Genomic DNA, 25182 nt, shown 5'->3' with positions numbered 1-25182 from the left:
CGTTCTTCAGTCGGTCGTCGCGCTCGGCGCAGGCCCGGTGGACTCGCGCAGCACCACATGGTTCGGCACCGGTGCATCGGTGGGAGGCTCCTCCCCGCGGACCAGGGCGATGAGCCGTTGCATGGCCAGACGGCCCCGCCCTTCGCGGTCCACCGCCACGGTGGACAACGACGGCGTCGAGTAGCGTCCCAGGTCGATGTCGTCCCAGCCGATGATGCTGAGGTCCTCTGGGACCCGCCAGCCACGCTCGTGCGCCGCGCGGAGGGCGCCGAGGGCCACGAAGTCGTTGGCCGCGATCACTGCCGTCACGCCGCTGTCGGCCTCCAGGGACTGCAGGGCCTGGTAGCCGGTGTGTGCGGACCAGTCGCCGCCGGTGACGCCGTGGGACTCGAGCCCGCGTTCGGCGAGGGTCTCCTCGTAGACCTGGCGGCGGGCACGGGCGGAGGCCCATTCCTCGGGGCCCTGGATGTGCAGGAAGCGTCGATGGCCCTGATCGGCGAGGGTGGAGATGATCTCGCGCAGCGCACCAGCGTCGGCCAATGTGCCCAGGCCACGGAGCTTGTCGTCGAACTGCTCCACGATGGTCAGGGCCCCGGAGGCGGCGGTCTTCCCCTGCTCCTGCAGCTCCGGCAGTCCGGCCAAGGAGAGCACGCCCTCCACCCGTCCGGAGCCCATCAGCTCGCGGGCCCGGCGGCTGCGTTCCTCCGCCGGGCCTTCCACCACCGCGATCTCCATGAAATACCCGGCCTCGTGGGCCGCCTCGGCGGCGGCGGCGAGCATGGGCGTGGGCATCTGGGTCACCGGAGCGGGCAGCAGGGCGGTGAGGACCCCGGTCTGCCGGGTCCGCATGGACCGGGCGATCATATTGGGCCGGTAGTCCAGCTCCTTGATGGCGGCCTCGACCCGCGCGATGGTGTCGGCACGGAAGGGGCCCATGTCGCGCAGATAACGGGAGACGGTCTGGTGAGAGACGCCGGCCCGGCGGGCGACCTCGTGGATGGTCGCGGCGCGGGCGGGCCGCGCCTCGGGGGTGGTCTCTGACGCCACGTGGTCACCTCTCCTGTGCTGGCTGTCCGTCGCGGGCCGGACGGACTGCTGGGCCATGGGGCCATCGGATGACGCATCCGGTCCGCTGCTCCATCCTGCCATCGCCCTGCGGCGGCGGCCAGCGGACTGAGCGCGCGGCACCTGCTCCGCAGGCGTGTGACATGGATGACAATTCGGTGTTGACAGCCTAACCTCGCACTCCCTACTCTTGTGGTCAACGTCATAAAGTGATCGATCACAGTAACGGGTCGGCACCACCGTCACAGGTCGACGTGACCGTGAACCATCCCCATCCCGCGAGGAGCACATCCATGACCGCCGCATCCCCCCGCGTCCGCGCCGCCGTCGTCGGCGCCGGAGGCATCGCCACCGTGGCGCACCTGCCCACACTGAAGGCCCATGAGGACCGTGTGGAGGTGGTGGCCATCGCCGACGTCGACGCCGACCGTCTCAGCGCTGTGGCCGAGGAGTGGGACATCCCGGGCTGCTACAGCGACGTCGACACCATGCTCGCCGCGGAACGTCCCGACCTGCTGGTGCTGTGCACCCCGCCGGTGGCGCACAAGGACGGCGTCATCAAGGGCTTGAAGGCGGGCGCGTGGGTGTGGTGCGAGAAGCCCCCGGTGCTCACCCTGGCCGAATATGACGAGGTGGCGGCCCACGAGGGCGAGAGTGGGCCCTTCGCCTCCTACGTCTTTCAGCACCGCTTCGGCTCCGGAGCCCAGCAGCTCAAACAGCAGGTCCGGGACCACACTCTCGGGCGCCCGCTGGTCGCGGTCTGCCACACCCTCTGGTACCGCACTCACGGCTACTACGAGGTGCCGTGGCGCGGCAAGTGGGCCACCGAGGGTGGCGGTCCGGCCATGGGACACGGCATCCACCAGATGGACCTGCTCTTCGAGATCCTCGGCGACTGGACCGAGGTCACGGCCGTCGCGGACGCGTTGGACCGGGACGTCGAGACCGAGGACGTCTCCCTGGCAACAGTGCGCTTCGCCAACGGCGCCATGGCCTCCGTGGTGAACTCCGTGCTCTCCCCCCGGGAGGTCTCCTACCTGCGCTTCGACTTCCAGGACGCCACCGTGGAGGTGGAGCACCTCTACGGGTATGACAACAGCTCCTGGACCTGGACCCCGGCGCCCCACCGTGCCGAGGACGGCTCGGCGGCCGGTTGGACGCCGCAGGAGAACGTCCCCTCCTCGCACAAGCAGCAGCTCTCCGAGCTGCTGGACGCAATGGCCGCGGGGGTGCGTCCCCGCGCCTCGGGCGACGACGGACGCCGAGTCCTGGAGTTCATCGCCGCGCTCTACGAATCCGCGGAGACGGGCCGCACCGTCCGGCGGGCGGAGATGAAGCCCGAGGGCACCTACTACTCCGCCATGCATGACCCCTCGTTCGTCTACGGCAGCGCGGAGAACACCGCTGTCAGCAAGGAGACCGTCCAGTGACCAGCACTGCCGTGACCACAGGCTTCGACGTCCGCGCCGAGCAGGACGCCATCGCCGTCGACGCCGCGGGCATCGAGATCCTGCGCTACGTCATCCACCCGGACTCGCCGAAGGAGGAGGCCCCGAAGCCGTACCTGTTCCCCCTGCGCTTCACCGATGGTGGCGAGGCCGCGGTGCGCCGCCCCTGGGACCACCGCTGGCACACCGGCCTGCAGTTCACCTGGTCGCATGTGGCGGACCAGAACTTCTGGGGTGGCCCCACCTTCGCCGCAGAGACCGGCTATCAGATGCGCGACAACCTCGGCACCATGAAGCACACCGGTTTCGCCGTGGAGCCGACGGCCGGTGAGGACGTCGTCTTCGACGAGACGCTGGAGTGGATCACCTCCCGCGGGGAGCACTGGTTCGACGAACACCGCATCCAGCGGGTCCACTCGCTGGACGTCGACCGCTTCGGCCCCGGTCGGGGCGTGTGGGCCATCGACCTCACCACCGAGCTGACCAACGTCAGCGGCCGCACGCTGCCGATGGGCAGCCCGACGACGGCGGGCCGGCCCAATGCCGGCTACACCGGCTGGTTCTGGCGCGGGCCGCGCTCCTGGACCGGCTGCGACGTCGTGAACTCCGCCGGCGCCGCGGGCGAGGAGAACACGATGGGAGCCCCGGCGGGCTGGGTCGCCTTCTCCTCCGAACATGACGAGCTCGACGGCGGCGGCACGGTGATGGCCTTCGCCGGGTCCTCCGAGTCCCAGGACGCGGAGGTTCCGCCGATCAAGTGGTTCACCCGCACCGGCATCTTCACGGTCACCAGCCCGTCGCCGGCCTTCGACCAGGAGATCCATCTGCCCGCCGAGGGGCGGCTGCGCCTGCATCATCGCTTCGTGTTCATCGCGAAGGTGTGCAGCGGGGAGGAGCTGACGGCGCTGGGGGAGGAGTTCGCCCTGTGAGCGCCCCCCAGGAGAACTCCGCCCGTCCCTCACGTTCCCTGCCGCGGTTCCCCGGGGGGACCTCAGTGAGCGATCTGTGCGTGTATGACTGGGACACTCCGGACGGCCTCCACGGCGGGACCCCGCACCTGCACACGCTGTCCACCGAGGCCTATGTGGTCACGGCCGGCCGTGGCGAGGTGCACACCCTCAGCGCGGACGGCGCGGCGCAGGATCCTCTGGAGAAGGGGTCCCTGCTGTGGTTCACCCCCGGCACCGTGCACCGGCTGGTCAATCACACAGGACTCGAGCTGGCGGTCATCATGCAGAACGCCGGGCTGCCGGAGGCGGGAGATGCCGTGATGACCTTCCCCGATGAGGTCCTCGCCGATCCCGAGCGCTACCACCAGGCAGTGACGCTGCCCACCGACGGAGACGAGCAGGCCCGTGCCGAGGCCGCCCGGGCACGCCGGGACCTGGCCATCGAGGGTCACCGGCAGCTGCTCGCCGCCGTCGAGCAGGACGGGCCCGCGGCCATGCGGCGCCTCCACGAGCGCGCGGCGGCCTGGTGCGTCCCCGCATCGAGCAGTGGCGCGAGATCTGGGCCGCGAACGTGGAGGCCGAGACCGAGCGCACCCGAGCCCAGCTGGAGGCGCTCGCCGACGGCGATGCCTCCCACCTGCAGGAAGCTTCCGTGATCCGGGGTGAGCCCAGGCCCGGCCCCCGACTGTTCGGCATGTGTGGCCGCCTGAAGACCTGGAGGGCCCCGGACATCACGGACTGAAGCCCCTCTTCTGGTGCGAAGAGTGGATCCGGTGCGACAACTGAATACGCAGGGGGCTCCGAGGCATCAGGCCACACCGATGGCACGCCTCGGGGCCCCCTGTGCTCTCTCCAGCCCCAGCCCATCGACAGACCTCAGCCCATCAGCAAGACCCAGCCCATTCCCCGAGATGAGGAGTCCCCATGACACCCAGGATGCGTCCATCACTGCCCGACGCTGCGCCGCCCCGTCCCAGTCGGCGGCGCCGACGCTGGACCCGGCCGCTCGGCGCTCTGCTGGTGGCTGGGCTCGCCGCGACCGCCTGCGGCGACGGCAGCGACGACGGCGACGTCACGCTGACCTTCAGCTGGTGGGGCGGAGACGTCAGGCACCAGTACACCCAGGAGATCATCGCGCTCTTCGAGGAGGAGCATCCGCACATCACCGTGGAGCCCCGCTATGGCGAGTGGGACGGCTACTGGGACCAGCTGGCCACCCAGACCGCGGCCGGAGACACCCCGGACATCATCCAGATGGACCTGGTCTACCTCCGCGAGTACATCGAGTCCGGCGTCCTGCTGCCGCTGGACCAGATCGACACCGGCGAGTTCACCCAGGAGCTGCTGGACACCGGCACGCTCGACGGCGAGCTCTACGCCATGCCCGTGGGGCAGACGGCGCTGACCTATGCGGTCAATCCGAGCCTGATCGAGGAGGCCGGGGAGGAGATGCCCGACGGTGCCACCTGGACCTGGGACGACCTGAAGGACCTGACCACCGCGATCTCCGAGGAGACGGACAGCTATGGGCTGGCCACCTTCTTCGACTCCGGAGGCCTGGAGCTGTGGCTGCGTCAGACCCATGGCGTGAGCATGATCGGCGACGACGGCGGGCTCGCCTGGGAGCCGGAGCAGGCCGTCGAGTACTTCGAGATGCTCGGCGAGTTCCAGGAAGACGGCGCACTGCCGTCGGCCGCAGAGATGTCCGAGCAGCACGGCATCGCTCGGGAACAGACCCTCATCGCCACGGGCGAGGCCGCCGCGGCGCCGGTCTGGGACGCGATGCTGGTGGCACTGTCCGGAGATGCCTCCGCGGATCTGGAGCCGCTCATGGTGCCCAGCCGCGCCGGGGACGCCTCGGAGGCGGGTATGTACTACAAGGCCTCCATGTTCTACTCGGTGGCGACGGGCACCGACCACCCGGAGGAGGCCCAGCTCTTCGTGGACTTCCTGGTCAATGACGAGCGTGCCGGCGAGCTGCAGCAGATCGAACGGGGCATCCCCGGCAATGAGACCATCCGTGACCAGATCCGCGAGGACCTCGGCGAGGTGGAGACCCAGGTGGTCGAGTACTCCGAGAGCCTGGAGGACGTGGTGGCCGACGCCCCACCGATGCCGCCGGAGGGCTACGGCGCAGTCCAGGACATCATCATCCGCTACATGGACGAGTTCTTCTTCGGCAGGCTCAGCGCCGAGGATGCCGCGGAGGCCATGCACGGCGAGATCGAGGACGCGCTGCGCTGATCGGGCGGCTGATCCGGAGCAGCTCGCTCAGAAGGCCAGGCCCGTGCTCGACTCGGACCCCCGCAGCTCCAGGCGGGTGGCAGCTCGATGACCTCGGGGACGGTGGTGGGGCGCGCGATGCGCTCCACCGCCAGGGCCGCGGCACGGCGGCCCATCTCGAGGGGGTCGTGGCTGACCACGCTGATGCCGAGCACGTCGGCGGTGTCGAAGTCGTCGAAACCGACGAGCGCGGGCCGCGTCTCCAGCGCGCGGGCTGCGCGCAGCACAGCCACACTCATCCTGTTGTTGCCGGCCACCACGCGGTCGGAGGCTCGGCGGTGTCCAGGGCCGCCCGGGCGACGGCGTCCTCGACGACGTCGTCGCTGAGGTGTTCCAGCGCCGCAGTGTCGCCCAGCCCCGCGGCGGCCATCGCCTCCCGGTAGCCGGCCAGTCGTTCATGCTGGGTGTGGATGTCTGCCGGGGAGGCCAGGTAGGCGATCCGGCGGTGTCCCGCGTTCAGCAGCGCCTCGGCGGCCTGTCGGGCCCCGGCGCGGTTCTGCAGCAGCACGGCGTCGGCCAGCAGGTTCCGGGCGGGGCGGTCCACGGCGATCACCGGGGTGCCCAGCTGACGCTCGCCGTCCAGATAGGACTGGTCGGCCGCTGAGGGGATCATCAGCAGCGCGGCCACCCGCTGGGAGAGCAGCGCGTCGGCGACCCGCTCCTCACCCTCCTCCGTGTCGTCGCTGGAGCCCATCACCAGGGTCAGTCCGGAGGCTGAGAGCTCATGTTCGATGCCTGCGGCGACCGCATGATAGAAGGGGTTGCTCATCTCACCGATGAGCAGCCCCACGGTGGGGGTGGTGCCTCCTCGGCGCAGGGTCCGGGCCAGCGTGTTGGGGCGGAACCGCAGCCGACGCGCGGCGGCCAGGACCTGCTCGCGCGTCGCGGCGGCGACCTTCTCGGGTTCGCTGTAGACGCGTGAGGCGGTCTTGCGGCTCACTCCGGCCAGGCGGGCGACGTCGTCGAGGGTGGCGCGCTGCGGCAAGGCCATGCGAAGTCTCCTGAAGGCGGGGGCGTCCGTTGCATGACATCGTAGGACATTCTGTCTGCCGGATGCGATGCCGCGGAGCGGCGGCGCTCAGCGTACGCCGCGGGCCGCCAGGGCCTCAGCGGTCTCCTCGGCATGGCGCAGCGACATCACCAGCAGCGGCATGATGAGCGCCTTCGGGGTGACGCGTCGGCCGCGGGCCCGCAGCGCCTCGCGGATCTGACCGGAGAACGCCAGGATCACGGGCACGGAGCGGATCGTCAGGGACAGGGCCAGGGAGATCCGGGAGGTGTCGACGCCGAGCTTCGCCAGAGGCGCCAGGGCGCGGTCGAATCCCTCCAGGATGTCTGAGGTGCGGGTGGTGAGCGTGAACAGCCCGGCCACCATGATCACCGCGACCACGCGGGAGACGTTGAGCAGGGCGACCTGCGGCTCGAGGAAGATCAGCTGGGGGACAGTGAGGATGAGCAGGATCCAGCGCAGACCCCACAGGCGCCGCAGCAGCCCGGAGACCCCGGTTCCGGCGAGCAGATGTCCGAGGACCACCAGGGCCCAGGCACCCAGGATCGCCCACGGGTTCTCCCGCTGCAGGGAGACCCCCAGGGCCAGCAGGAAGACCAGCAGGAACTTGACGCCGACCCCCGTGCGGTGCAGCACCGAGGTGCCCGGCTGATGCAGCGCATGACGGCGGAGGCCGCGCCTCCGCCCGCAGGTCCCGCCGAGGTCGCCCGGGGTGCGCGGCGTCGCACGGACCCCGATGCCGGCCGTGCCGTCGTCATCGCGCGGGGGCCCCGCGGCGGCGCGCCCAGCTGAAGGGTGCGGGATAGGCCTTCACCAGCGCGTGGGTGATGAGCACGGCGATCACCGCCTTGGCGAGGTCGCCCGGGAGGAATGCGGCGGTGGCGGCGGTCGCCTGGGGGAGCGTGAGGCCCAGCTGGTAGGCCATCACCGGAATGCCGCAGGCATAGATCACCCCGATCCCGCCCAAGGCGACGCCGAGAGCGGTCCGCCACCAGGCCAGCGGCCAGCGCCACTGAGTGAGAGCCCCGACGACGAGCGCGGCGGGGATCCAGCCCAGCGCGAACCCGGCGGTGGGGCCCGCGTAGACGCCGAGCCCTCCGGAGCCCTGCGCCAGCAGGGGCAGGCCGGCGACGACGAGGGCGTGCAGCAGCACCATGGCCCCGGCCCCTCGCCAGGGGCCCAGGATCGCGCCGGCCAGCATCACCCCGAGGGTCTGCAGGGTGATCGGCACTCCGGCCACCACGGGGATGGCGAAGGGCTGGCCCAGCACCGCGACGAGCGCGGCGAACATGGCCATCTGGGCGATCCCGCGCACGGCGGCGGTGGCCGGGCCGGCGACGAGGGTCTCGGACGGGGGCATCGGGGCTCCAGGAGTGGGGCGTCCTGGCGCCGGCGAGTCGCGTCGCCGACGGTTTGAACGCTGTTCAATACGGTCTGCGGCCCCACTGTAGGCCGTGGAGACCGTCTCTCGCCACTGCGCCCCGGTCAGCTCTGCGCGGACAGCGGCGCTGATGCGGTCTCACCAGGGGACATGCGGCGCACATCACGCCGTGTTCCCGGTAGACTGTCTACACGGTGCGTCAGCGTTGCACCCCTGCGACGGCGGGTGAGAGCCCGTCGCCGAGTCGCTCGCTCGCCGAGCGCAGGTGCTGCGCACTCGACAGAGCCACGAGCCCCGATAAGGAGTGCGGCCCACGACATGTCCAACCCGATCTTCAACTCGCAGGCGTTCCCCTCGCAGTTCAAGGAGCGCGAGCGCCGTCGTTTCTACATGAGCGACCAGGGCACCGTGACCGAGCAGCCCCGGGCACAGCACCCCGGAGCCGGTCCGAGCTACGCCCAGCAGCACGGCATGCCCGGCCAGCAGGCCCCGGGTGCCGACCAGCTGCACCAGATGTACGGCCAGCCCTCGCCCACAGGCCAGGACCTCGGCCGGATGACCTATGACGAGGTCATCCGCAAGACCCTGATCAGCTTCGTCGTGGTGCTCGTCGGAGCGGGCATCTCCGTGACCGCCGGGGCGATGAGCTTCGGCTTGGCCAGCGGACTGATGCTGCTCGGCGTCATCGGCGGCTTCGCCCTGGGCATGGTCAACGCGTTCAAGCGCGAGCCGAACCCGGCGCTGATCCTCGCCTACAGCGCCTTCCAGGGACTGTTCCTGGGCGGCATCTCGATGTTCCTGGAGTACCAGTTCCCGGGCATCGTGCTGCAGGCCGTCCTCGGCACCGCCATCGTCTTCGCCTCGGTGCTGGTGCTCTTCCGCTCCGGGAAGGTCCGCGCCACGCCCAAGCTGAACAAGATGTTCATGGTGGCCGGCCTGGCCTACCTGGTGTTCTGCCTGGTCAACTTCGGCCTGATGATGTTCGGCGGCACCAGCTCCATGTTCGGTCTGCGCACCGAGTTCAGCCCGTGGATCGGCCTGGCCATCGGCGCGCTGGCCATCCTGCTGGCCACCTACTCGCTGGTGCTGGACTTCACCAACATCCAGGAAGGCGTGGAGGCCGGCGTGGCGTCCAAGTACTCCTGGGCCGCGGCCTTCGGCCTGACCGTGAGTCTGGTGTGGCTCTACATCGAGATCCTGCGCATCATCGCCATCATCCGGTCCATGGCGGAATGACGCCGCAGTTTCGCTCCGGCTGCTGTCTGCGGCCGGCATGACATCGCGACGGGTCCGCCGCGCACCGCTTCCGGTGCGCTGCGGGCCCGTCGTCGTCCGGGGCGTCTCAGTCCCTGAACCTTCACACACTGATCCTTCGAGTCCAGGAGTGCTGTGCCACCATGGAGCGCATGAACGCTGAGGAAGCCCGCGGTGACGGCCGGAAGCCGCCGGCCGCCGTGCCGGTGGGCGCCCACGCCGCGGTTGCGAGCGACGCCGGCGTCTCAGTCCGGCGTGTCCGGATCCGGCGCCACCGCCGCCGCTTCGAGCCTGCGGGGGCGGACCCGGTGACCTCTGGGAAGCTCGAGCACGAGCGACTGGCCGGGCTCAGCGACGCCGAGCGGATCCAGGAGGACATCCCCTGGGGCGTGCGGATCGCCGCCGCCTGGTCCTGGCGCGTGCTGCTGATCCTGGCGTTCACCGGGGTGCTGCTGTGGCTGCTGAGCTACGTCTCGCTGCTGATCATCCCGCTGCTGGTGGCCGCGCTGCTGGCCACGCTGCTGCGCCCGGTCCACAACTTCTTCCGCACGCTGCGCTTCCCGCGGATTCTGGCGGCGATCACCACGATCCTGCTGCTGATCGGATTCGTCGTCGGCCTGCTGTACCTCGTGGGCCAGGAAATCATCACCGGCTTCGCGGAGATGGCCGACCAGGTGCGCGTCGGTGTCCTGGAGCTGGTGGCCATGGCCGAGGAGATCGGCCGGGATCTCGGCATCTCCATCTCCGCTGAGGAGTTCAACCAGTGGATGGCCGAGGCCACCCAGTGGGTGCAGGACAACGCGGAGTCCATCCTGGGCGGAGCCATGTCCATCGGCTCCACGGCTGGAAACTTGATGGTCGGGCTGATCCTCGCGCTGTTCACTCTGATCTTCTTCCTCTCCGACGGCCACCGCATCTGGGACTTCTCCGTGAACTTCGTCCCGCGGAAGTTCCGTCCCGCCATCCACGGCGCGGGCCGGCGGGGCTGGTCGGCGTTGGGCTCCTATGTTCGCGTCCAGGTCTTCGTGGCCGCCGTCGACGCCGTCGGCATCGGCATCGGCGCCGCCCTGCTGGGAGTGCCCCTGGCGCTGCCCGTGGCCGTGCTGGTCTTCCTGGGATCCTTCATCCCGATCATCGGTGCTGTGGTGACGGGCGCGATCGCCGTGCTGCTGGCGCTGGTGGCCAACGGGCTGGTCAATGCTCTGCTGATGCTCGGCGTGGTGCTGCTGGTCCAGCAGATCGAGTCCAACGTGCTGCAGCCCATCGTGATGGGCAAGGCCGTGAAGCTCCACCCGCTGGCCGTGGTGCTCGCGGTGACCGCCGGAACCACCCTGCTGGGCATCGTCGGGGCGCTCTTCGCTGTGCCGGTGCTGGCCTTCATCAACCGCTCGGTGCGCTACATCGTGAAGGAGGAGTGGCGGCACGACGACGAAGCGATCGCCATGGAACGAGAACAGCAGGAGGAGGAGCTCCGCCGGGTCGCCGCCCGCCGCGAGATCGAGGCCCAGGAGCAGGAGGCCCTGGCCGGGATCAAGCGACGTTTCCTGGAGACCATGCCGGGACTGGACCCGGACAAGCCGGCCTTCGCCCGGCGTGGGGGCCGCGGCGGCAAGCAGGGCGACGGCGCCGGGGAGGAGGCCGAGGGCCCCGCTGCCGACTCGACTGCACATGACGCTGGGGTCTCCCGAGGCGACCGTGCCTCCGAGAAGGACTGACCTCTGAGAAGGACTGACACAGGACCACGATGACCCAGACCGACCAGATCGAGCGCGAGACCATGACATCCACTCCGAGCCCGCAGGGCTCCTCGGCCTCAGGAGACGCCATCACGGAGCATCAGGCGGAGCACCGGATCCCCGGACGGCACCTGAGCGTGCAGCTGGAGGATGTTCAGGCGGCCCGCGAGCTGCTGGACGGCGTCATCGTGCCGACCGCCATGGAGCACTCCCGTGCTCTGGGGCGCATGATGGACGCCACCGTGCATCTGAAGTGCGAGAACCTGCAGCGGGCCGGCTCCTTCAAGGTCAGGGGCGCGTATGTGCGCATGGCGCGGCTCTCCGCAGAGGAGAAGGAGCGCGGCGTCGTCGCGGCCTCGGCCGGCAACCACGCCCAGGGCGTGGCGCTGGCGGCCAAGAAGCTCGGCATCCGGGCGAAGATCTACATGCCGCGCGGAGTGGCGCTGCCCAAGTTGGCCGCCACGCGTGACCACGGGGCCGAGGTGATCCTGCACGGCTCCAATGTGGACGAGGCTCTCACGGAGGCCCAGAACTACGCCTCCGAGTCGGGTGCGGTGTTCATCCACCCGTTCAACAACACCGACGTGGTGGCCGGCCAGGGCACCATCGGCCTGGAGATCCTGGAGCAGGTCCCCGACGTCGACACCGTCATCATGGGCATCGGCGGCGGCGGACTGCTGGCCGGCAATGCGGTGGCCATCAAGCAGGAGGCGGCGCGACAGGGCCGCGAAGTGCGCATCATCGGGGTGCAGGCGGAGAATGCGGCTGCCTATCCGCCGTCGTTGGCCGCGGACGCGCTGGTGCCCATCAAGGGGGTCCGCACCATCGCGGACGGGATCGCCGTGGGGCGGCCCGGGAACATCCCTTTCGAGATCATCAAGGACCTCGTCGACGACGTCGTCACCGTCAGCGAGGACGCGATCGCCCAGGCGCTGATCTTCCTCATGGAGCGCTCGAAGATGGTGGTGGAGCCGGCCGGCGCAGTCGGCGTCGCCGCGCTGCTGGAAGGGAAGCTCGCCGGACTCGGCATCGAACCGAAGTCCATCGTGGCGCTGCTCTCCGGCGGGAACATCGACCCGATGCTCATGCTCAAGGTCATCCAGCGCGGCCTCTCCGCGGCGAACCGCTTCCTGACGGTGAAGCTGATGCTCAAGGACCGGCCCGGGGAGCTGGCGATGATCTCGCGCATCATCGCCGACACTGACGCGAATGTCACCGGGGTGGACCACACCCGCATCGGCGGGGCCCTGTCCATGGGCGACGTCTCCATCGTGATCAACATGGAGACCAAGGGGGAGGAGCACTCCGCCTTGGTGCTCAACAGTCTCCGCGCCGAAGGCTACGAACCGATCGTGATGAACTGATGCCCGTCTCGATGATGAAGTTCTCCGTCAGCGCCGGCGTGGGTCTCAGCGCCGGCGTCGGTGGCGAGGTCACCGAGGGCGGTGGACCTGACGGGGCCTGGGCGGATCTGATCGGCCTGGCGCTGATCGGTCTGATGTGGGCGCTGAGCCTGGCGGCGCTGGCCGGACTGGCGTGGTGGCTGGGTCGCTGGATGCGTCGCCGTGAGGAGAGACGGAAGAACCCCGCCGCCGAGGGCGACGGGGTGTCGTCTCGTGCTGCGGGGCGCTCTCGACGCCAGCAGCGTCGTCTGCGGCGCAGCGTCCGCCGAGGCCGCCGACGTCAGGACAACGCCAGCGACCTCGACGGCTGGGTCTGATCAGCCGGTGAACGGCTCGGCGGAGACGATCTCCACCAGGATCTCCTTGCCGTTGGGCGCGGCGTAGGACAGCGAGTCGCCGGCCTTGGCGCCGTTGATGGCCGCCCCGATCGGGGAGCTGGCGGAGTAGACCTCTAGGTCGGAGTTGCCGGCGATCTCGCGGTTGCCGAAGAGGAAGGTCATCGTGTTGCCGGCGATCTTGGCCGTGACGACCATTCCGGGCACCACGGTGCCGTCGCCGGCGGGGGCGTCACCGACGTAGGCGTTCTCGAGCAGGTCGGTGAGGTAGCGGATGCGCGCCTCGGCCTTGCCCTGCTCCTCCTTGGCCGCGTGGTAGCCGCCGTTCTCCTTCAGGTCGCCCTCTTCGCGGGCGGACTCGATCCGGTCGACGATCTCCTGTCGACCGGGGCCGCTGAGGTGTTCCAACTCAGCCTTGAGGCGGTCATACGCCTCCTGGGTCAGCCACTGGGCGTTCTCATCGGTCTCGTGAGCGTGCGTCGACACTGTAGTTCTCCTCGGGTCTGAGGAGGAACCGGGCGCCGGGCCAGGGGCCCGACACGTCAGACGGCATCGCCCTCCGTGGTGGGGCGGACCCCTCCGGACAGCGATGCCGTGCGGTTCCTCGTCGTACATGCAGAGACCCCGCCTGAGGACGTGTGCCCCGGGATTGGTGCCCGGCAGCTCCCCGGCGGGGTGGTTCTGCGTTTCCACAATCGTAGTGGTGACGGGCCAGAACCTCAACGGCGCAGGGTCAACGGCACAGTGTCGTCCACGGCACAGGGTCGTCGTCGCTGCGAGGCTGGCAGTGCTGCCCTCACCTCCGGACGCTGAACAGTCTGCGCCCGGGTCCGTAGACCAGTCCCACCACGATCAGCGCGACGGCGATCATCACCACCGCCAGCGCAGCGGCGGCCTGGGGGTCGGACTGCTGCAGCAGGTACACCTCCACCGGGGCGGTCCGGGTGGTCCCGGCCGCGGATCCGGCGAAGGCCAGAGTCGCGCCGAACTCGCCCAGGCAGCGCGCGAAGCACAACACGGTCCCAGCCAGGAGACCGGGGCGGACCAGCGGCAGCACCACCCACCACAGGGTGGCCAGCGGGCCGGCCCCCATAGTCGCGGCCGCCTCCTCATACTCCCGGTCCAGCGACGCCACGGCGGACTCCACGGAGAGCACCATGAACGGCATCGCCACAAACGCCTGGGCGAGCACCACCGCGAGGGAGGTGAAGGTGATCTGCACGCCCAGGGCATGCAGCGGCTGGCCCACCAGGCCCATACGTCCGAAGGCCGCCAGCAGCGCCACACCGGCCACCACGGGCGGCAGCACCAGCGGCAGCAGCACCAGCGGACGCACCCAGGGCAGCAGGCGCGCCCGACCCCGGGCCATCAGCACCCCCAGAGGGATCCCGCAGACGAGACACAGCCCGGTGGCCGCCGTCGCCGTCTGGACGCTGAGCAGCAGGGCCTCCCGCGTGGTGGGGGAGGCCAGCAGCTCCGGCACGGCCGGCAGGTCGGCTTCGACCAGGAGGGAGAGCACGGGAAGGGTCAGCAGCACGGCGCCGACGACGGCGGGCAGCCACAGCAGGCCGGGGAGAGCGCTCGTGCGTCGCACCATGGAGGGCTCAGTCGAGGCTCGAGGCCTCGGCGGCGGGGGGCGGCAGGAAACCTGCCTCCTCGAACGCGGTGCGCCCGGACTCTCCCACCAGCAGCGTGAACAGCTGCTCGGCGGCCTCCTGCTCCTGAGGCTCGGCGGCGACCGCGGCCCAGATCTGGGTGTCGTTGTGCGGGAAGTCCGGGATCTCGAAGACCTCGACCTCGTCGTCGGCGGCCTCGGCGTCGGTGAGGTAGGCGAAGCCGGCGTCGACCTCGCCCATGCGGACCTTCGTCATCACAGAGGCCACCGAGGTCTCCTCGGTGTCGGCGTGCACGTCCACGCCGAGCTCCTCCTGCATGGTGCGGGCCAGCTCCCCGCAAGGGACGTCCTCGGCGCAGGTCGCGGTGGTCAGCTCGGCGGCGTGGGCGATGAAGTCGTCGAAGCTGTCGATCTCGCCGGGGTTGTCCGCCGGCACCACCAGAGCCAGCCGGTTGGTGGCCAGCGGATAGGCGTCACCGGCGACCGCGCCGTCGTCCACCAGGTCCGCCATGTGCGTGCGCGAGGCCGTGATGACGATGTCGAAGGCGCGTCCCGAGCGGATCTGCGAGACCAGTGTGGAGGTGCCGCCGTACTCGGACCTCAGGGTCACGCTGGCGCCGCGGGAGCGCAGGTCCTGGTCCACACGCCGCAGCGCCGGCTCCACCGACGACGCAGCGAGCACCGTGACCTCGGTGGTCGGAGTGGCAGGAGGTTCGGCTTCGGTGTCATCGTCGGAGCAGGCGGTGAGCACGAAGGCGGCGATGAAGCACACCAGCAGCGCCAGGGCGATCACTCCGCGCATGCGGTGGAACCAGGAGCCTGGTCGCATCAGTCGAGCTCCCAGCAGGAGTCCACGATGCCGGTGACTCCGCGGTGCTCGGTGCGCAGATCGGTGCGGAAATACTGGCTCCTGTCGGAGGAGTCGCTGCCCTCATGCGGGCCGATGGTGACGGTCTTGGCCCCGACGACGGCGTAGGTGTCGTCGAGGACCTGGACCATGCACTGCACGGTGGCGTCGAAGTCCTTGGTGACCTCATAGTCCACCGAGGCCTCGGTGTCCGAATGGATGATGTACCCGACATCCTTGGAGGTCATCTGCCCCACGGTGTTGCCGACGGTGAAGTACACGGCCACCGCCAGGGCGGCCGCCAGGGCCGCCACGATGAGCCACGTGCGGGTCCGGGCGGTCAGGGGGCGCTTGGCGGTGCCGTAGCGCTCGGCGAGGCTGGGGGAGGCGGGCGTGTGACTCATCGGGATTATTCTAGTGCGTCAGGGAGTTCTGATGCGTGGAGGGGTGAGGGCTCCCGCGCAGATTCGGGCGTCCCCGCTCAGTGCTGAGGACCTGCACCCCGACCACCTGTACCCCGACCACCGACACGGAGACCGACTGTGACCCCGACCCCAGACCATCCGGCTGACACCCTCTCTGCCTCGACGCCCGTGATCCGTCGGGACGCGGCGACGGTGAAGCCGCCGCGCGGACTGCGGGACGCCGTCGACCCACATGCCGAGGCACCCCATGAGCATGTGCCACGGTCGAAAGGGCTCCGGATGCTGGCGGTGCACGCCCACCCGGATGACGAGTCCTCCAAGGGCGCGGCGATGATGGCCGCCTATGTGGACGCCGGCGCCGAGGTCGTGGTCGCCACGGCCACCGGAGGGGAGCGGGGGGACCTGCTCAACGAGGCGGCCGGGGAGCTGCAGCAGTGCCACCGGGACCTGACCGGCGTGCGTCGGCAGGAGATGCGTGAGGCCGCTGAGGCGCTGGGCATCGACCACGTGTGGTTGGGCTTCGAGGACTCGGGCCTGCCGGAGGGCGACCCGATGCCCCCTCTGCCGGCGGGGTCCTTCGCGACGCTGCCGCTGGAGCAGGCCGCCTACCCGCTGGTCCGGCTCGTCCGCCGTTTCCGCCCCCACGTGATCATCAGCTATGACGAGTCCGGCGGCTACCCGCACCCGGACCACATCATGTCCCACAAGATCTCAGTGGAGGCGTATCACGCCGCCGGAGACGCCCAGCGCTACCCGGATGCGGGCGAGCCGTGGGAGCCGCAGAAGCTCTACTATGACCGGGCCTTCAACCCCGGCCGGTTCCGTGCGATCCACGAGGCCCTCGTGGAGGCCGGCTACGACTCCCCCTACGGGGAGCGGATCGCTCGCTACGACGACGACGGCGGCATACCCTGGCTGACCAAGCACGAGGTGACCACTCAGGTGCCGGTGGGCGACTACCTGGAGCTGCGCGACCGTGCCCTGCGCGCCCACCGCACGCAGGTGGAGCCGGACGGATTCTTCTTCGCCACGCCCAACGACTTCCTGCGCAAGGTGTGGCCCTACGACGACTATGTGCTCATCGACTCCCGGGTGGAGACGCAGCTGCCCGAGCACGACCTGTTCGCCGGGATCCGCTGACCTGCGCCGTGTGCTTTCGTTTTCTACACGGCGTAGACTTGGCCCTCGGACAAGCGACAGACTTCAGATCAGAGGCGAGAGACTCCCGTGCATCCTTTCCCTGCACTGACGAACTGGTGGCCCGGTGGGGGCGGCGGTGACACGCCTGACCTGCGCCCGGGCCTCGAGGAGTCTGACATCACCCCCGGCATCGAGGGGTTCCTGTTCACCGCGCTGATCGTCGTGCTGCTCATCGTGGTCGTCCGTGATCTTGCCAAGCGCATGCGCCGGATGAAGTACCGCTCCCAGGTGGAGGCGGAGCTGTCCGGGGAGGAGCCCGAGTTCCCCGGGGAGATCGTCCCCGCGGAGATCTCCGAGGCTCAGCAGCGGGCCCGTGACGCCGCGGCCGCCGACCGGTTCGGCACCGCGCAGCCCGCCGAGGACACCCCGGCCGAGGCCGACGACGAGCGTCCGGGCACCGAGACTGCCCGCTGATCCCTAGACTGGCGTCATGACTGACGCCTCATCCTCCCCGGCCCCTGTCACCCTGCCTTACGGAGAATGGCCCTCGACGATCACGGCGGAGCAGCTCGCCGTGGGCGGAAACCGGGTCTCTGCGCCGTCCCTGGTGGGACGGCATCTGTGGTGGACCGAGGGGATCGCGGCCGAGGCCGGGCGGCAGGCGATCGTGAGGACGGCGTCGCCGGTGACGGCCTCCTCCGATGGTGCCGCCGAGACAGTGACGGTGCTGCCGGCTCCCTACAATGCCCGGTCCCGGGTCCATGAGTACGGTGGTTCTTCCTGGCTGGCCTTCGACGACGGCGGCGACGCGCCGCTGATCCTGTTCGTGAACTTCGCCGACCAGCGCATCCACCGCTTCCGGGAGGGGGAGGACCCCACCCCGCTGAGCCCGATCGGAGAGATGGTCGCCTCCGCCGGCGGGCCCTCGCTGCGCTGGGCGCAGCCGATCCACGTGCACGGTCCCGACGGCGACGAGGTCTGGTGGATCTGTGAAGACCACACCCGCGGCTCGGGCATCGAACGGTACATCGCCGCTGTCCCGCTGGACGCTCCGCCGCCGACGACGCCGCCCGGGTGCGGCAGGTGACGCCGTCGTCGCGCTTCGTGGCCCACCCGCGCGTCTCGCCCGACGGTGCCCGGATGGCCTGGATCTCCTGGGAGCACCCGCAGATGCCCTGGGACGGCACCCAGCTGCACGTGGGACGGCTGGAGGCCGGCGTCGTCGTCGAGGACACCGTGGCCGACGGCGATACGGAGACCTCCGTGCTGCAGCCCGAATGGCGGGACGCCGAGCGGCTGATCTACCTGTGCGACCGCACGGGATGGTGGAACCCGTGGACCCTCACCGTGGGTGCGGACCCGGAGCCGGTGCTGCCGGCGGGGGAGGCCGCGGCCCAGGAGTTCGCCGGGCCCCTGTGGCAGCTGGGCCAGCGCTGGCTGACGCCGCTGGATGCCGACACCGCCCTGGTGGTCCACGGCACCGCCGTCGACCGCCTGGGCGTCCTGGACATCCCTGCCGGGACGGTGACGGAGCTGGACCTGCCGCACACCCTCATCACGGGCGTGGTGCATCGTGAGGACGGGCTGCTGGCCTTCGCCGGGATGTCCCCGCAGCACTTCTCCGGGGTCCACGCCGCCGAGCTGGTCCGTCCTTCCGCGGGCGACGGGGACTGGCGCGTGGACGGTGTGCACACGGTGCGCTCCTCCCGGAACGACGCGCCGGACCCGGGGCTGCTGCCGGTGCCGGAGCCGATCACTGTGACCTCCGAGGAGGGGCAGGACATCCACGCGGTGCTCTATCGTCCGCGGAACACCGGGGCGCAGGCGCCGGAGGGCGAGCGGCCCCCGTTCATCGCCCAGGTCCATGGCGGGCCGACGGGGCAGGCCGCGGTCGGGCTGTCCCTGGCGATCGCCTACTACACCTCCCGCGGCATCGGCGTGGTGGACATCAACTACGGCGGATCCACCGGCTTCGGGCGCGCGTACCGGGAGCGGCTGAAGGGGCAGTGGGGTGTGGTCGACGTCGAGGACACCGCCGCGGTGATGCGCCACCTGGAGAGAGAAGGCATCGCCGACGGGCGGCGGCTCGGCATCGAGGGCGGCAGCGCCGGAGGGTGGACCACGCTGGCCTGCCTGACCCGCACCGACGTGTTCGCCGCCGGGGTCTCCAGCTTCGGAGTGGCCGACGCCGTCGCGCTGGCCCAGGACACCCATGACTTCGAGTCCCGCTACCTGGACGGGCTCATCGGCCGGTACCCGGAGGATGAGCACATCTACGTGGAGCGGGCCCCGCTGAACCATGTGGACTCGCTGTCCTGCCCGGTGCTCCTCCTCCAGGGCGACGAGGACCCGATCGTGCCGCCCAACCAGGCGGAGATGTTCCGCGACGCGCTCGCGGCCAAGGGCATCCCCCACGCCTACCTGCTCTTCGAGGGCGAGCAGCACGGGTTCCGGAAGGCGGAGAACATCATCGCCGCCCTGGAGGCCTCCCTGAGCTTCTACGGCCAGGTCTTCGGCTTCGAGCCTCCGGGCGTGCCGCGCCTGGCGCTCACCCGCTGAGGGTCGGTCGGGGTCTCCCGTCGAGTGGGGAAATTCTCGTGGTGGGAGAGCTGCGTCGCGCGTCGTGTCTCGAGTTTCTCCCCGACAGATTGCCGCCGCCGGGCCTCACCCTGGCGCACCCCGGGCCCTCAGCGCTCCCCGGACCTGCTGCGCCGCTCGTCTGAATCCATCCCGCAGATCGCTGCGGTCGAACCGCAGCACGAGCCACCCGTCGGCGAAGAACGCATTGTCCCGCACATGATCGGAGCGGTGCTGTTCTGGCGTGTAGTGGGTGGCTCCCTCGTACTGGATGGCGATCCGCCACTCGGGATAGCCCAGGTCCGCACGCGGGGAACCGGGGACCTCGGCGGCGGCCGGCACCTGGAGCTGCGGCTCGGGGAGACCCTCCCGGATGAGGGCCAGTCGGAGAAGGGTCTCCGGGGGAGAGTCTGACCCTTCACGGATCCACCGCAGCGCGGCCCTGGCGCGTCGCAGTCCAGGTGTTCCTGAGGCGACGTCGACGATGTCATCCAGCTGGTCACGTCCGGTGTGAGGCAGGCTGCGGCCTTCGTACCGGAGATACGGGGTGCGCACCAGCTGGTCTCCGAGCACCACCAGCTGCCGGATCGAACAGTCTGCGGCGAGCTCGATCCAGTTCCGGGCCGGTGAGCTCAGCATATGAGCTCCTTCGAGGACGACGTCCTGGTCCCGCACTGCGCACCGGTGTCCGACGACGCCTCGTCTCTGCACCCGCGTGTCGCGGGAGGCATGGCTGCTGAGGTGGACGGCGGTCTCCTGCGCCAGCCGAGGTGGGAGCACAGGCCTCGCAGTTGGGCCGCCGTCGTATGGGACACCCAGGTTCCGGGAGTGTCTCGGACCAGCGCGGAGGCGGCGATCAGATGGCGGCGATCCGGGGCAGTCTCCTCCACGAGGGTCCGTGTCGCGTAGACCCCCGGCAGCAGCTTCACCACGTCGAGCCGGCGGAGCCTGTCATCGGGGACTCCGAGGGACCGGGCAGTCCTCCGGGTGAAAGCGGAGTGGAGGAGGTCGTCAGGGAGCGGACGTCGTCGGGGCATGCGACGAGTCTGCCGCGACCGGCCGATCACGCGTCGGCGTTTTCCACAGGCTGCGTCAGACGGACTGGGACGGGACGGCCAGGTCTCGCTCGGGTGGGAATTCCTCGAGGTGCAGAGCCCGCACAGGAGCATGGACCTCGAAGAATTCCCCACCAGCCGAAGGGGCAGGCTCAGCGGGCGGGGCGCGCCGCCTCAGCCTCAGCTCGGTCGATGGCGGCTGCCTCCACCTCGTCCCCGTCCTCCTCGGTGTCGTCGTCGAAAGGCACTCCGGTGCGGCTGGCGGTGTAGAGCTCCATGTCGATCAGGCCCTCCCGCTTGGCGACGATCGTGGGCACCAGCGCCTGGCCTGCCACATTGAGGGCGGTGCGGCCCATGTCCACGATCGGCTCGACGGCCAGCAGCAGGCCCACGCCCTCCAGCGGCAGTCCGAGGGTGGACAGGGTCAGGGTGAGCATGACGGTCGCGCCGGTGGTGCCGGCGGTGGCGGCGGAGCCGATCACCGAGACGAACACGATGAGCACGTACTGGGTGATGGTCAGGTCGAGGCCGAAGAACTGGGCCACGAACAGCGCGGCGATGGCCGGGTAGAGGGCCGCGCAGCCGTCCATCTTGCTCACCGCCCCCAGCGGCACGGCGAAGGAGGCGTACGCGCGCGGCACCCCGAGGTTCCGCTCGGTGACCCGCTGCGTCAGCGGCATGGTGCCCACCGAGGAGCGGGAGACGAAGCCCAGCTGCACGGCCGGCCAGACGCCGGTGAAGTACTGCTTCGCCGAGAGGCCGTTGGCCCGCACCAGCACGGGGTAGACCAGGAAGAACACGATGGCCAGGCCCACGTACATGCACAGCACGAACACACCCAGCGAGGACAGCGCGTCCCAGCCGTAGGTGGCCACGGCCCGGGCGATGAGCGCCAGGGTGCCGATCGGCGCCAGACGGATGATCCACCACAGCACCTTCTGGATGATCGCCAGGACCGAGGAGGTCACGTCCAGGAAGGGCTGGGCCTTCCTGCCCAGCAGCATGGCGGCGATGCCGATGGCGATGGAGATGACCAGCACCTGCAGCACGTTGAAGGTCAGCCCGGTGCTGATGGTGCCGTCGTCGGCCAGGGAGGAGTTCGCGGTGAGCCCCATGAAGTTGGCCGGCACGAGGGATTCGAGGAACCCGATCCAGGAGCCCTGGCGTCCGGGCTCCGCGGCGGCGTCGGCGGTGACGCCGGTGTGCTGGCCGGGCTGGCCGATCACGCCGATTGCGATCCCGATGAGCACCGAGATGAACGCGGTGATGGCGAACCACAGCAGCGTCTGGCCGGCGAGCCGTGCGGCGTTGGTGACCTCGCGCAGCTGGGCGATGGAGGTCACCACGGCGGTGAACACCAGCGGCACGACGGCGGCGGTCAGCAGGGACACGTAGATGCCGCCGACCTCGGTGACGGTGGCCGTCAGCCAGTTCGGGTCCTCCTCGGTGCCGCCCATGCCGCGGGCGAGGAACCCGACGGCCAGCCCCAGGATGAGGGCGGCCAGGATCTGGTTGCCGAAGGACGTCATCCAGGCGGGCAGCCGCCTGGCCGGTGGCGAGTCGGACGTCGTCTCTGCGGACTGCGCAGGTGCAGACATGGGGGTGCTCCGTTCCAAGGTCGTTCCGGACTCCGGGTCCGGGGTGGTCTCACGTCAGGCGGCAGGCGTCTGCCGCGGCACGGAGGGAGGAACGGGGCGCTTGTCCGCACTATTCCGCGTATGTCGCCAGGTTACGGAGGCGTGGTGGCGGTCACGGGGACCGCTGAGGACCTCGGGGCGGACCGACGACGGAGGCGGCGCCTCAGCCCAGGCCGGCCTCGGCGAGGAGCCGGCGTCGCCAGGCCTCGGTGGCGGCGATCTCGTTGAAGGTGAACAGGTGGAATCCGGCGATGTGCGCGCGGCTCTCCGGCAGGCCGCGCACCAGGCCCCGCACGAGGCCGTCGGGGCTGTAGCCGGCGGGGGAGAAGAACCTCCACAGCATGGTGCGCTGCTTCTTCAGGAAGTTCGCGGACTGCCCCAGGCCCAGGGAGGCGGAGATCCTCATGAGCTTCTGCCGACTGACGGGCCCGGGCATCCCGGCGTAGACCGGCAGCTCCACGCCGTCGGTCCGCAGCTGGGCGCCCCAGCGGAGGAAGGCGTCGGCGTCGAAGCAGATCTGGGTGAGGATCCTGTGGGCGTAGGGGGCCTTGTCCCGCATGGCCTGACGCACCTGCTCGTCGGACAGGCCGGCGTGCCCCTCGGGGTATCCGCCGATGCCGAGGTCCTTGAACAGGTGCGTGCGGTCCTGGAGGGCTCGCAGGACGTCCAGGGCTTCGGTGAACACACCGGCGGGCTGTCCGGCGTCGCCGGCGATGACGAACAGCCTGTCCACCCCGCCGGCCTCGAGGCGGGTGAGGATCTGGTCGAGCTCCTCGGGGCCGGTGATGAGCCGGGCCGCCAGATGCGGGGCCACGGTGTAGCCGGCCTGCCGCAGGGCGATCGACGTGGCGATGGTGGGTTCCAAACCCTTGCCGCCGGTGGCGGTGACGGTCAGCGGCACCTCGGTGGGCACATGGGCGCGGACCGTTCCCACGGTGGAGGGGAAGGGCATCACCTCGTAGCTGATGCCGGTGGCGAGCCGGGCGAGCACGGCGCGTTCGTCGTCGTTCCGGGTGAGGGGTCGCGCCATCGTCATCTCCTCGTGCGGGTCGGGCCTGGGGACCAGTATGGGGCCCGCGCCAGGTGGGCCGCCATCGACGCGGCCGCAGGCGCTGCGGGAGACTGGCGTCATGGGACATCGTCTGGCTGAGAGCCCTTCTCTGTACCTGCGTCAGCATGCCGAGAATCCGGTGGACTGGCACCCGTGGGGGCCGGATCCCTTCGAGGAGGCCCGGCGTCGGGATGTGCCGGTGTTCCTCTCCATCGGCTATGCCGCCTGCCACTGGTGCCACGTGATGGCGGGGGAGTCCTTCGCGGACGAGGAGACCGCGGCGGTGCTGAACTCCCGTTTCGTGGCGGTGAAGGTGGACCGGGAGGAGCATCCGGACGTCGATGACGCCTATATGGCCGCCACCCAGACGCTGACCGGCCAGGGCGGGTGGCCGATGAGCGTGTTCACCCTGCCCGACGGGCGGGTCTTCCACGCCGGCACCTACTTCCCGCCGCTGCGGCGCGGCCGTGTGCCGGCCTTCCGGGAGGTGCTCGACGCCGTCCACGCGGCGTGGACGCAGCGACGTCAGGAGGTGGAGGACTCGGCGGAGAAGATCGCCCAGGCGCTCGGTGCGCAGCGGCGACAGCAGTCGCAGATCGCGCTCAGCCCGGTCCTGGGCGACGAGGACGCCGACGGCGGCACCGCGGCGAGCCTTGAGAGCGCCTCCGACGAGTGGGTCGAGGATGCCCTGGCGACGCTGGCCGGTGAGGAGGACACCGTCCACGGCGGTTTCGGCGCCGCGCCGAAGTTCCCGCCCTCACCGCTGCTGGGGTTCCTGCTGGAGGAGTCCTTCTGGCGTTCTCGCCTCACGCACGAGCAGGACGAGATCGCCGGAGAGCTGGCGGTGGGCACCCTGGAAGCGATGGGTCGCTCCGCCCTGTTCGATCAGGTCGACGGCGGCTTCGCCCGGTATGCCACCGACCGTGCCTGGATGGTGCCGCACTTCGAGAAGATGCTGGCGGACAACGCCCAGCTGCTGGGGCATCTGGCACGGCTGAGTGTGCACCCGGCCGCCTCCGCGGCGCAGCGGCGCCGTGCCGAGCATCGGGCGCGGGCCACCATCGGGTGGCTGCGTCGCCGCATGGTCACTGCCGAAGGCCTGCTGGCATCGTCACTGGACGCGGACACGGTGGATGAGCAGGGCCGTCACGTCGAAGGCGGCACGTACCTGTTCAGCGATGCCGAGATCGTCGACGCGGGCCGTACCGCCGGGCTGGGCATGGACCAGGCTCGCCGGCTGGCCACGCTGAGCCGCGGCGCCCCGCCGGAGGGTGGCCACGTGGACGTCACCACCGGCCGCACCCTGCACTTCTCCGCCCCACTGAGCGCGGAGGACGAGCAGGACTGGGAGGCGGTGGCCGCCGAGCTGCTGCGGCGCCGGGATTCCCGACCCCAGCCGAGTCGGGACGAGAAAGTGGTGGCCTCCTGGAACGCGACGGCGGTCCGCTCCCTGGCCGAGGCCGCGATGCTGTGGGGCGAGGATGAGCCGCTGCACCTCGCCGAGGAGCTGGCCGAGTCGCTGTGGGGCCTGCATGTCCAGCACGGGGGCAGCGGCGTCTCCGGCGTCGCCCGGGTCTCCTACGGGGGTTGCACCGACGGCCGCCCGGGCACGGTGGCGGATCATGCCGAGGTGGCCTCAGCCTGCTTCGCCCTGAGCTCCGCCACGGGCCGGCGGTCCTGGCTGGACCGCGGCGTCGCGGTGCTGCGGGCCACCTTGGCCTCCTTCACCCGCCAGGGGGAGCAGGGCTGGGAGGTGCTGGAGAACCTCGACGACGACGGACTGCTCACCGCCGCCCAGGCGGGCCCCAGCCTGGCCGGACCGTTGGACGGCCCCGAGCCGAGTGCGGTGGCCTCCCTGGCGGGCGCGCTGCAGACCGCCGAGGCCCTGGAGGTGCCGCTGGAGCTGCGGGCCACGGACCTGCTGCACCATGTGCGGCTGGTGGCGGCGAAGGCGCCGACGGTGGCGGGGGC

The 25182-nt window shown here is 70.4% G+C and carries 23 protein-coding genes and 1 pseudogene; 13 read left to right on the top strand and 11 right to left on the bottom strand.

Translation table 11 applies throughout. The features are described 5' to 3' along the window. Positions 1-6: 6 nt before the first annotated feature. The gene (locus tag BCY76_RS10970) at positions 7-1047 is read right to left on the bottom strand and encodes a LacI family DNA-binding transcriptional regulator (protein ID WP_070160041.1); all 1041 of its coding nucleotides are present in this window, start codon (positions 1045-1047) and stop codon (positions 7-9) included. A 311-nt stretch (positions 1048-1358) separates the two neighbouring features. Here BCY76_RS10970 and BCY76_RS10965 point away from each other — a divergent pair, with 311 nt between their 5' ends. From BCY76_RS10965 to BCY76_RS10950, 4 genes are all read left to right on the top strand, one after another. Further along, positions 1359-2495, top strand: a complete 1137-nt coding sequence (locus BCY76_RS10965; protein WP_070160002.1) for a Gfo/Idh/MocA family protein — start codon at positions 1359-1361, stop codon at positions 2493-2495. After that, positions 2492-3442: a PmoA family protein gene (locus BCY76_RS10960; RefSeq protein ID WP_237090106.1), complete on the top strand. Its 951-nt coding sequence runs from the start codon at positions 2492-2494 to the stop codon at positions 3440-3442. Before BCY76_RS10965 ends, BCY76_RS10960 begins: the two co-directional genes overlap by 4 nt. Next, positions 3439-4119 (top strand): cupin domain-containing protein, encoded by a 681-nt coding sequence (locus tag BCY76_RS10955; RefSeq protein ID WP_336582150.1) that lies wholly within the window; start codon positions 3439-3441, stop codon positions 4117-4119. The genes BCY76_RS10960 and BCY76_RS10955 overlap by 4 nt, the downstream gene beginning before the upstream one ends. Before the next feature lie 268 nt (positions 4120-4387). Further along, on the top strand, positions 4388-5707 hold the full coding sequence (locus BCY76_RS10950) for an ABC transporter substrate-binding protein (protein ID WP_083277480.1): 1320 nt from the start codon (positions 4388-4390) through the stop codon (positions 5705-5707). On the opposite strand, the pseudogene BCY76_RS10945 reads toward BCY76_RS10950, so the two are convergent. From BCY76_RS10945 to BCY76_RS10935, 3 genes and pseudogenes are all read right to left on the bottom strand, one after another. After that, positions 5620-6737, bottom strand: a pseudogene (locus BCY76_RS10945) (LacI family DNA-binding transcriptional regulator). The gene BCY76_RS10950 and the pseudogene BCY76_RS10945 sit on opposite strands and share 88 nt — an antisense overlap. 87 nt (positions 6738-6824) lie before the next feature. Continuing rightward, complete coding sequence (locus BCY76_RS10940; RefSeq protein ID WP_170922664.1) at positions 6825-7391, bottom strand: energy-coupling factor transporter transmembrane component T; 567 nt, start codon at positions 7389-7391, stop codon at positions 6825-6827. Positions 7392-7509: 118 nt separating this feature from the next. After that, positions 7510-8115, bottom strand: coding sequence for a biotin transporter BioY (locus tag BCY76_RS10935; protein ID WP_070160010.1), 606 nt, complete (start codon positions 8113-8115; stop codon positions 7510-7512). Positions 8116-8454: 339 nt separating this feature from the next. Between BCY76_RS10935 and BCY76_RS10930 the strand changes: the two genes are divergently transcribed. The 4 genes from BCY76_RS10930 to BCY76_RS10915 all read left to right on the top strand — a co-directional run bounded on the left by BCY76_RS10930 (position 8455) and on the right by BCY76_RS10915 (position 12846). After that, positions 8455-9372, top strand: coding sequence for a Bax inhibitor-1/YccA family protein (locus BCY76_RS10930; RefSeq protein ID WP_070160012.1), 918 nt, complete (start codon positions 8455-8457; stop codon positions 9370-9372). Between the two features lie 170 nt (positions 9373-9542). Beyond that, on the top strand, positions 9543-11105 hold the full coding sequence (locus tag BCY76_RS10925) for an AI-2E family transporter (protein WP_085437677.1): 1563 nt from the start codon (positions 9543-9545) through the stop codon (positions 11103-11105). 29 nt (positions 11106-11134) lie between these two features. Continuing rightward, a complete protein-coding gene (gene ilvA, locus BCY76_RS10920) occupies positions 11135-12490 on the top strand; it encodes a threonine ammonia-lyase (RefSeq protein WP_237090105.1) in 1356 nt (451 codons plus the stop codon). A gap of 11 nt (positions 12491-12501) precedes the next feature. Then, the gene (locus tag BCY76_RS10915) at positions 12502-12846 is read left to right on the top strand and encodes a hypothetical protein (protein WP_139827747.1); all 345 of its coding nucleotides are present in this window, start codon (positions 12502-12504) and stop codon (positions 12844-12846) included. Here BCY76_RS10915 and greA read toward each other — a convergent pair whose 3' ends face one another. The 4 genes from greA to BCY76_RS10895 form a co-directional block, all read right to left on the bottom strand. Continuing rightward, positions 12847-13350 carry a transcription elongation factor GreA gene (gene greA / locus BCY76_RS10910; protein ID WP_070160016.1) on the bottom strand — a complete coding sequence of 168 codons (504 nt, stop codon included), beginning with the start codon at positions 13348-13350 and terminating at the stop codon, positions 12847-12849. It lies immediately after the preceding gene. A gap of 310 nt (positions 13351-13660) precedes the next feature. Further along, a complete protein-coding gene (locus BCY76_RS10905; RefSeq protein WP_070160019.1) occupies positions 13661-14461 on the bottom strand; it encodes an ABC transporter permease in 801 nt (266 codons plus the stop codon). A 7-nt stretch (positions 14462-14468) separates the two neighbouring features. Further along, positions 14469-15308 (bottom strand): molybdate ABC transporter substrate-binding protein, encoded by an 840-nt coding sequence (gene modA, locus BCY76_RS10900; RefSeq protein WP_070160021.1) that lies wholly within the window; start codon positions 15306-15308, stop codon positions 14469-14471. Beyond that, on the bottom strand, positions 15308-15730 hold the full coding sequence (locus BCY76_RS10895; RefSeq protein WP_070160023.1) for a DUF4307 domain-containing protein: 423 nt from the start codon (positions 15728-15730) through the stop codon (positions 15308-15310). Before BCY76_RS10895 ends, modA begins: the two co-directional genes overlap by 1 nt. Before the next feature lie 300 nt (positions 15731-16030). Here BCY76_RS10895 and mca point away from each other — a divergent pair, with 300 nt between their 5' ends. From mca to BCY76_RS10880, 4 genes are all read left to right on the top strand, one after another. After that, entirely contained in the window at positions 16031-16891 is an 861-nt protein-coding gene (gene mca / locus BCY76_RS10890; RefSeq protein ID WP_070160049.1) for a mycothiol conjugate amidase Mca, read from the top strand. 87 nt (positions 16892-16978) lie between these two features. Beyond that, positions 16979-17365 (top strand): hypothetical protein, encoded by a 387-nt coding sequence (locus tag BCY76_RS18620; protein WP_070160025.1) that lies wholly within the window; start codon positions 16979-16981, stop codon positions 17363-17365. Between the two features lie 16 nt (positions 17366-17381). After that, the gene (locus tag BCY76_RS19375) at positions 17382-17978 is read left to right on the top strand and encodes a hypothetical protein (RefSeq protein WP_237090104.1); all 597 of its coding nucleotides are present in this window, start codon (positions 17382-17384) and stop codon (positions 17976-17978) included. Further along, on the top strand, positions 17975-19450 hold the full coding sequence (locus BCY76_RS10880) for a S9 family peptidase (RefSeq protein WP_237090103.1): 1476 nt from the start codon (positions 17975-17977) through the stop codon (positions 19448-19450). The genes BCY76_RS19375 and BCY76_RS10880 overlap by 4 nt, the downstream gene beginning before the upstream one ends. A 105-nt stretch (positions 19451-19555) precedes the next feature. On the opposite strand, the gene BCY76_RS10875 is transcribed toward BCY76_RS10880, so the two are convergent. The 3 genes from BCY76_RS10875 to BCY76_RS10860 all read right to left on the bottom strand — a co-directional run bounded on the left by BCY76_RS10875 (position 19556) and on the right by BCY76_RS10860 (position 23190). Further along, a complete protein-coding gene (locus BCY76_RS10875) occupies positions 19556-20107 on the bottom strand; it encodes an endonuclease domain-containing protein (protein WP_070160027.1) in 552 nt (183 codons plus the stop codon). A 568-nt stretch (positions 20108-20675) separates the two neighbouring features. Then, positions 20676-22121, bottom strand: coding sequence for a dicarboxylate/amino acid:cation symporter (locus BCY76_RS10865; RefSeq protein WP_085437668.1), 1446 nt, complete (start codon positions 22119-22121; stop codon positions 20676-20678). A 202-nt stretch (positions 22122-22323) separates the two neighbouring features. Then, the gene (locus tag BCY76_RS10860; protein WP_201791118.1) at positions 22324-23190 is read right to left on the bottom strand and encodes a methylenetetrahydrofolate reductase; all 867 of its coding nucleotides are present in this window, start codon (positions 23188-23190) and stop codon (positions 22324-22326) included. A 100-nt stretch (positions 23191-23290) separates the two neighbouring features. On the opposite strand from BCY76_RS10860, the gene BCY76_RS10855 reads away from it, so the two are divergent. Beyond that, a partial coding sequence (locus tag BCY76_RS10855) for a thioredoxin domain-containing protein (protein WP_085437666.1) occupies positions 23291-25182 on the top strand: 1892 nt, incomplete at its 3' end.

Source organism: Nesterenkonia sp. PF2B19, from assembly GCF_001758425.2.
GTDB classification, from domain to species: Bacteria; Actinomycetota; Actinomycetes; order Actinomycetales; family Micrococcaceae; genus Nesterenkonia; species Nesterenkonia aethiopica.
This window is presented reverse-complemented; position numbering and strand designations above follow the sequence as displayed.

What these genes read in the sequence shown, in the direction of transcription:
- modA (WP_070160021.1), bottom strand. Translation starts at nt 15,308, where the DNA reads ATGCGACCAGGCTCCTGGTTCCACCGCATGCGCGGAGTGATCGCCCTG.
- BCY76_RS10935 (WP_070160010.1), bottom strand. Translation starts at nt 8,115, where the DNA reads ATGCCCCCGTCCGAGACCCTCGTCGCCGGCCCGGCCACCGCCGCCGTG.
- BCY76_RS10905 (WP_070160019.1), bottom strand. Translation starts at nt 14,461, where the DNA reads ATGGTGCGACGCACGAGCGCTCTCCCCGGCCTGCTGTGGCTGCCCGCC.
- BCY76_RS10915 (WP_139827747.1), top strand. Translation starts at nt 12,502, where the DNA reads ATGATGAAGTTCTCCGTCAGCGCCGGCGTGGGTCTCAGCGCCGGCGTC.
- BCY76_RS10865 (WP_085437668.1), bottom strand. Translation starts at nt 22,121, where the DNA reads ATGTCTGCACCTGCGCAGTCCGCAGAGACGACGTCCGACTCGCCACCG.
- BCY76_RS10950 (WP_083277480.1), top strand. Translation starts at nt 4,388, where the DNA reads ATGACACCCAGGATGCGTCCATCACTGCCCGACGCTGCGCCGCCCCGT.
- BCY76_RS10925 (WP_085437677.1), top strand. Translation starts at nt 9,543, where the DNA reads ATGAACGCTGAGGAAGCCCGCGGTGACGGCCGGAAGCCGCCGGCCGCC.
- BCY76_RS10895 (WP_070160023.1), bottom strand. Translation starts at nt 15,730, where the DNA reads ATGAGTCACACGCCCGCCTCCCCCAGCCTCGCCGAGCGCTACGGCACC.
- BCY76_RS10875 (WP_070160027.1), bottom strand. Translation starts at nt 20,107, where the DNA reads ATGCTGAGCTCACCGGCCCGGAACTGGATCGAGCTCGCCGCAGACTGT.
- BCY76_RS19375 (WP_237090104.1), top strand. Translation starts at nt 17,382, where the DNA reads ATGACTGACGCCTCATCCTCCCCGGCCCCTGTCACCCTGCCTTACGGA.
- BCY76_RS10860 (WP_201791118.1), bottom strand. Translation starts at nt 23,190, where the DNA reads ATGGCGCGACCCCTCACCCGGAACGACGACGAACGCGCCGTGCTCGCC.
- ilvA (WP_237090105.1), top strand. Translation starts at nt 11,135, where the DNA reads ATGACCCAGACCGACCAGATCGAGCGCGAGACCATGACATCCACTCCG.
- mca (WP_070160049.1), top strand. Translation starts at nt 16,031, where the DNA reads ATGCTGGCGGTGCACGCCCACCCGGATGACGAGTCCTCCAAGGGCGCG.
- BCY76_RS10930 (WP_070160012.1), top strand. Translation starts at nt 8,455, where the DNA reads ATGTCCAACCCGATCTTCAACTCGCAGGCGTTCCCCTCGCAGTTCAAG.
- BCY76_RS10965 (WP_070160002.1), top strand. Translation starts at nt 1,359, where the DNA reads ATGACCGCCGCATCCCCCCGCGTCCGCGCCGCCGTCGTCGGCGCCGGA.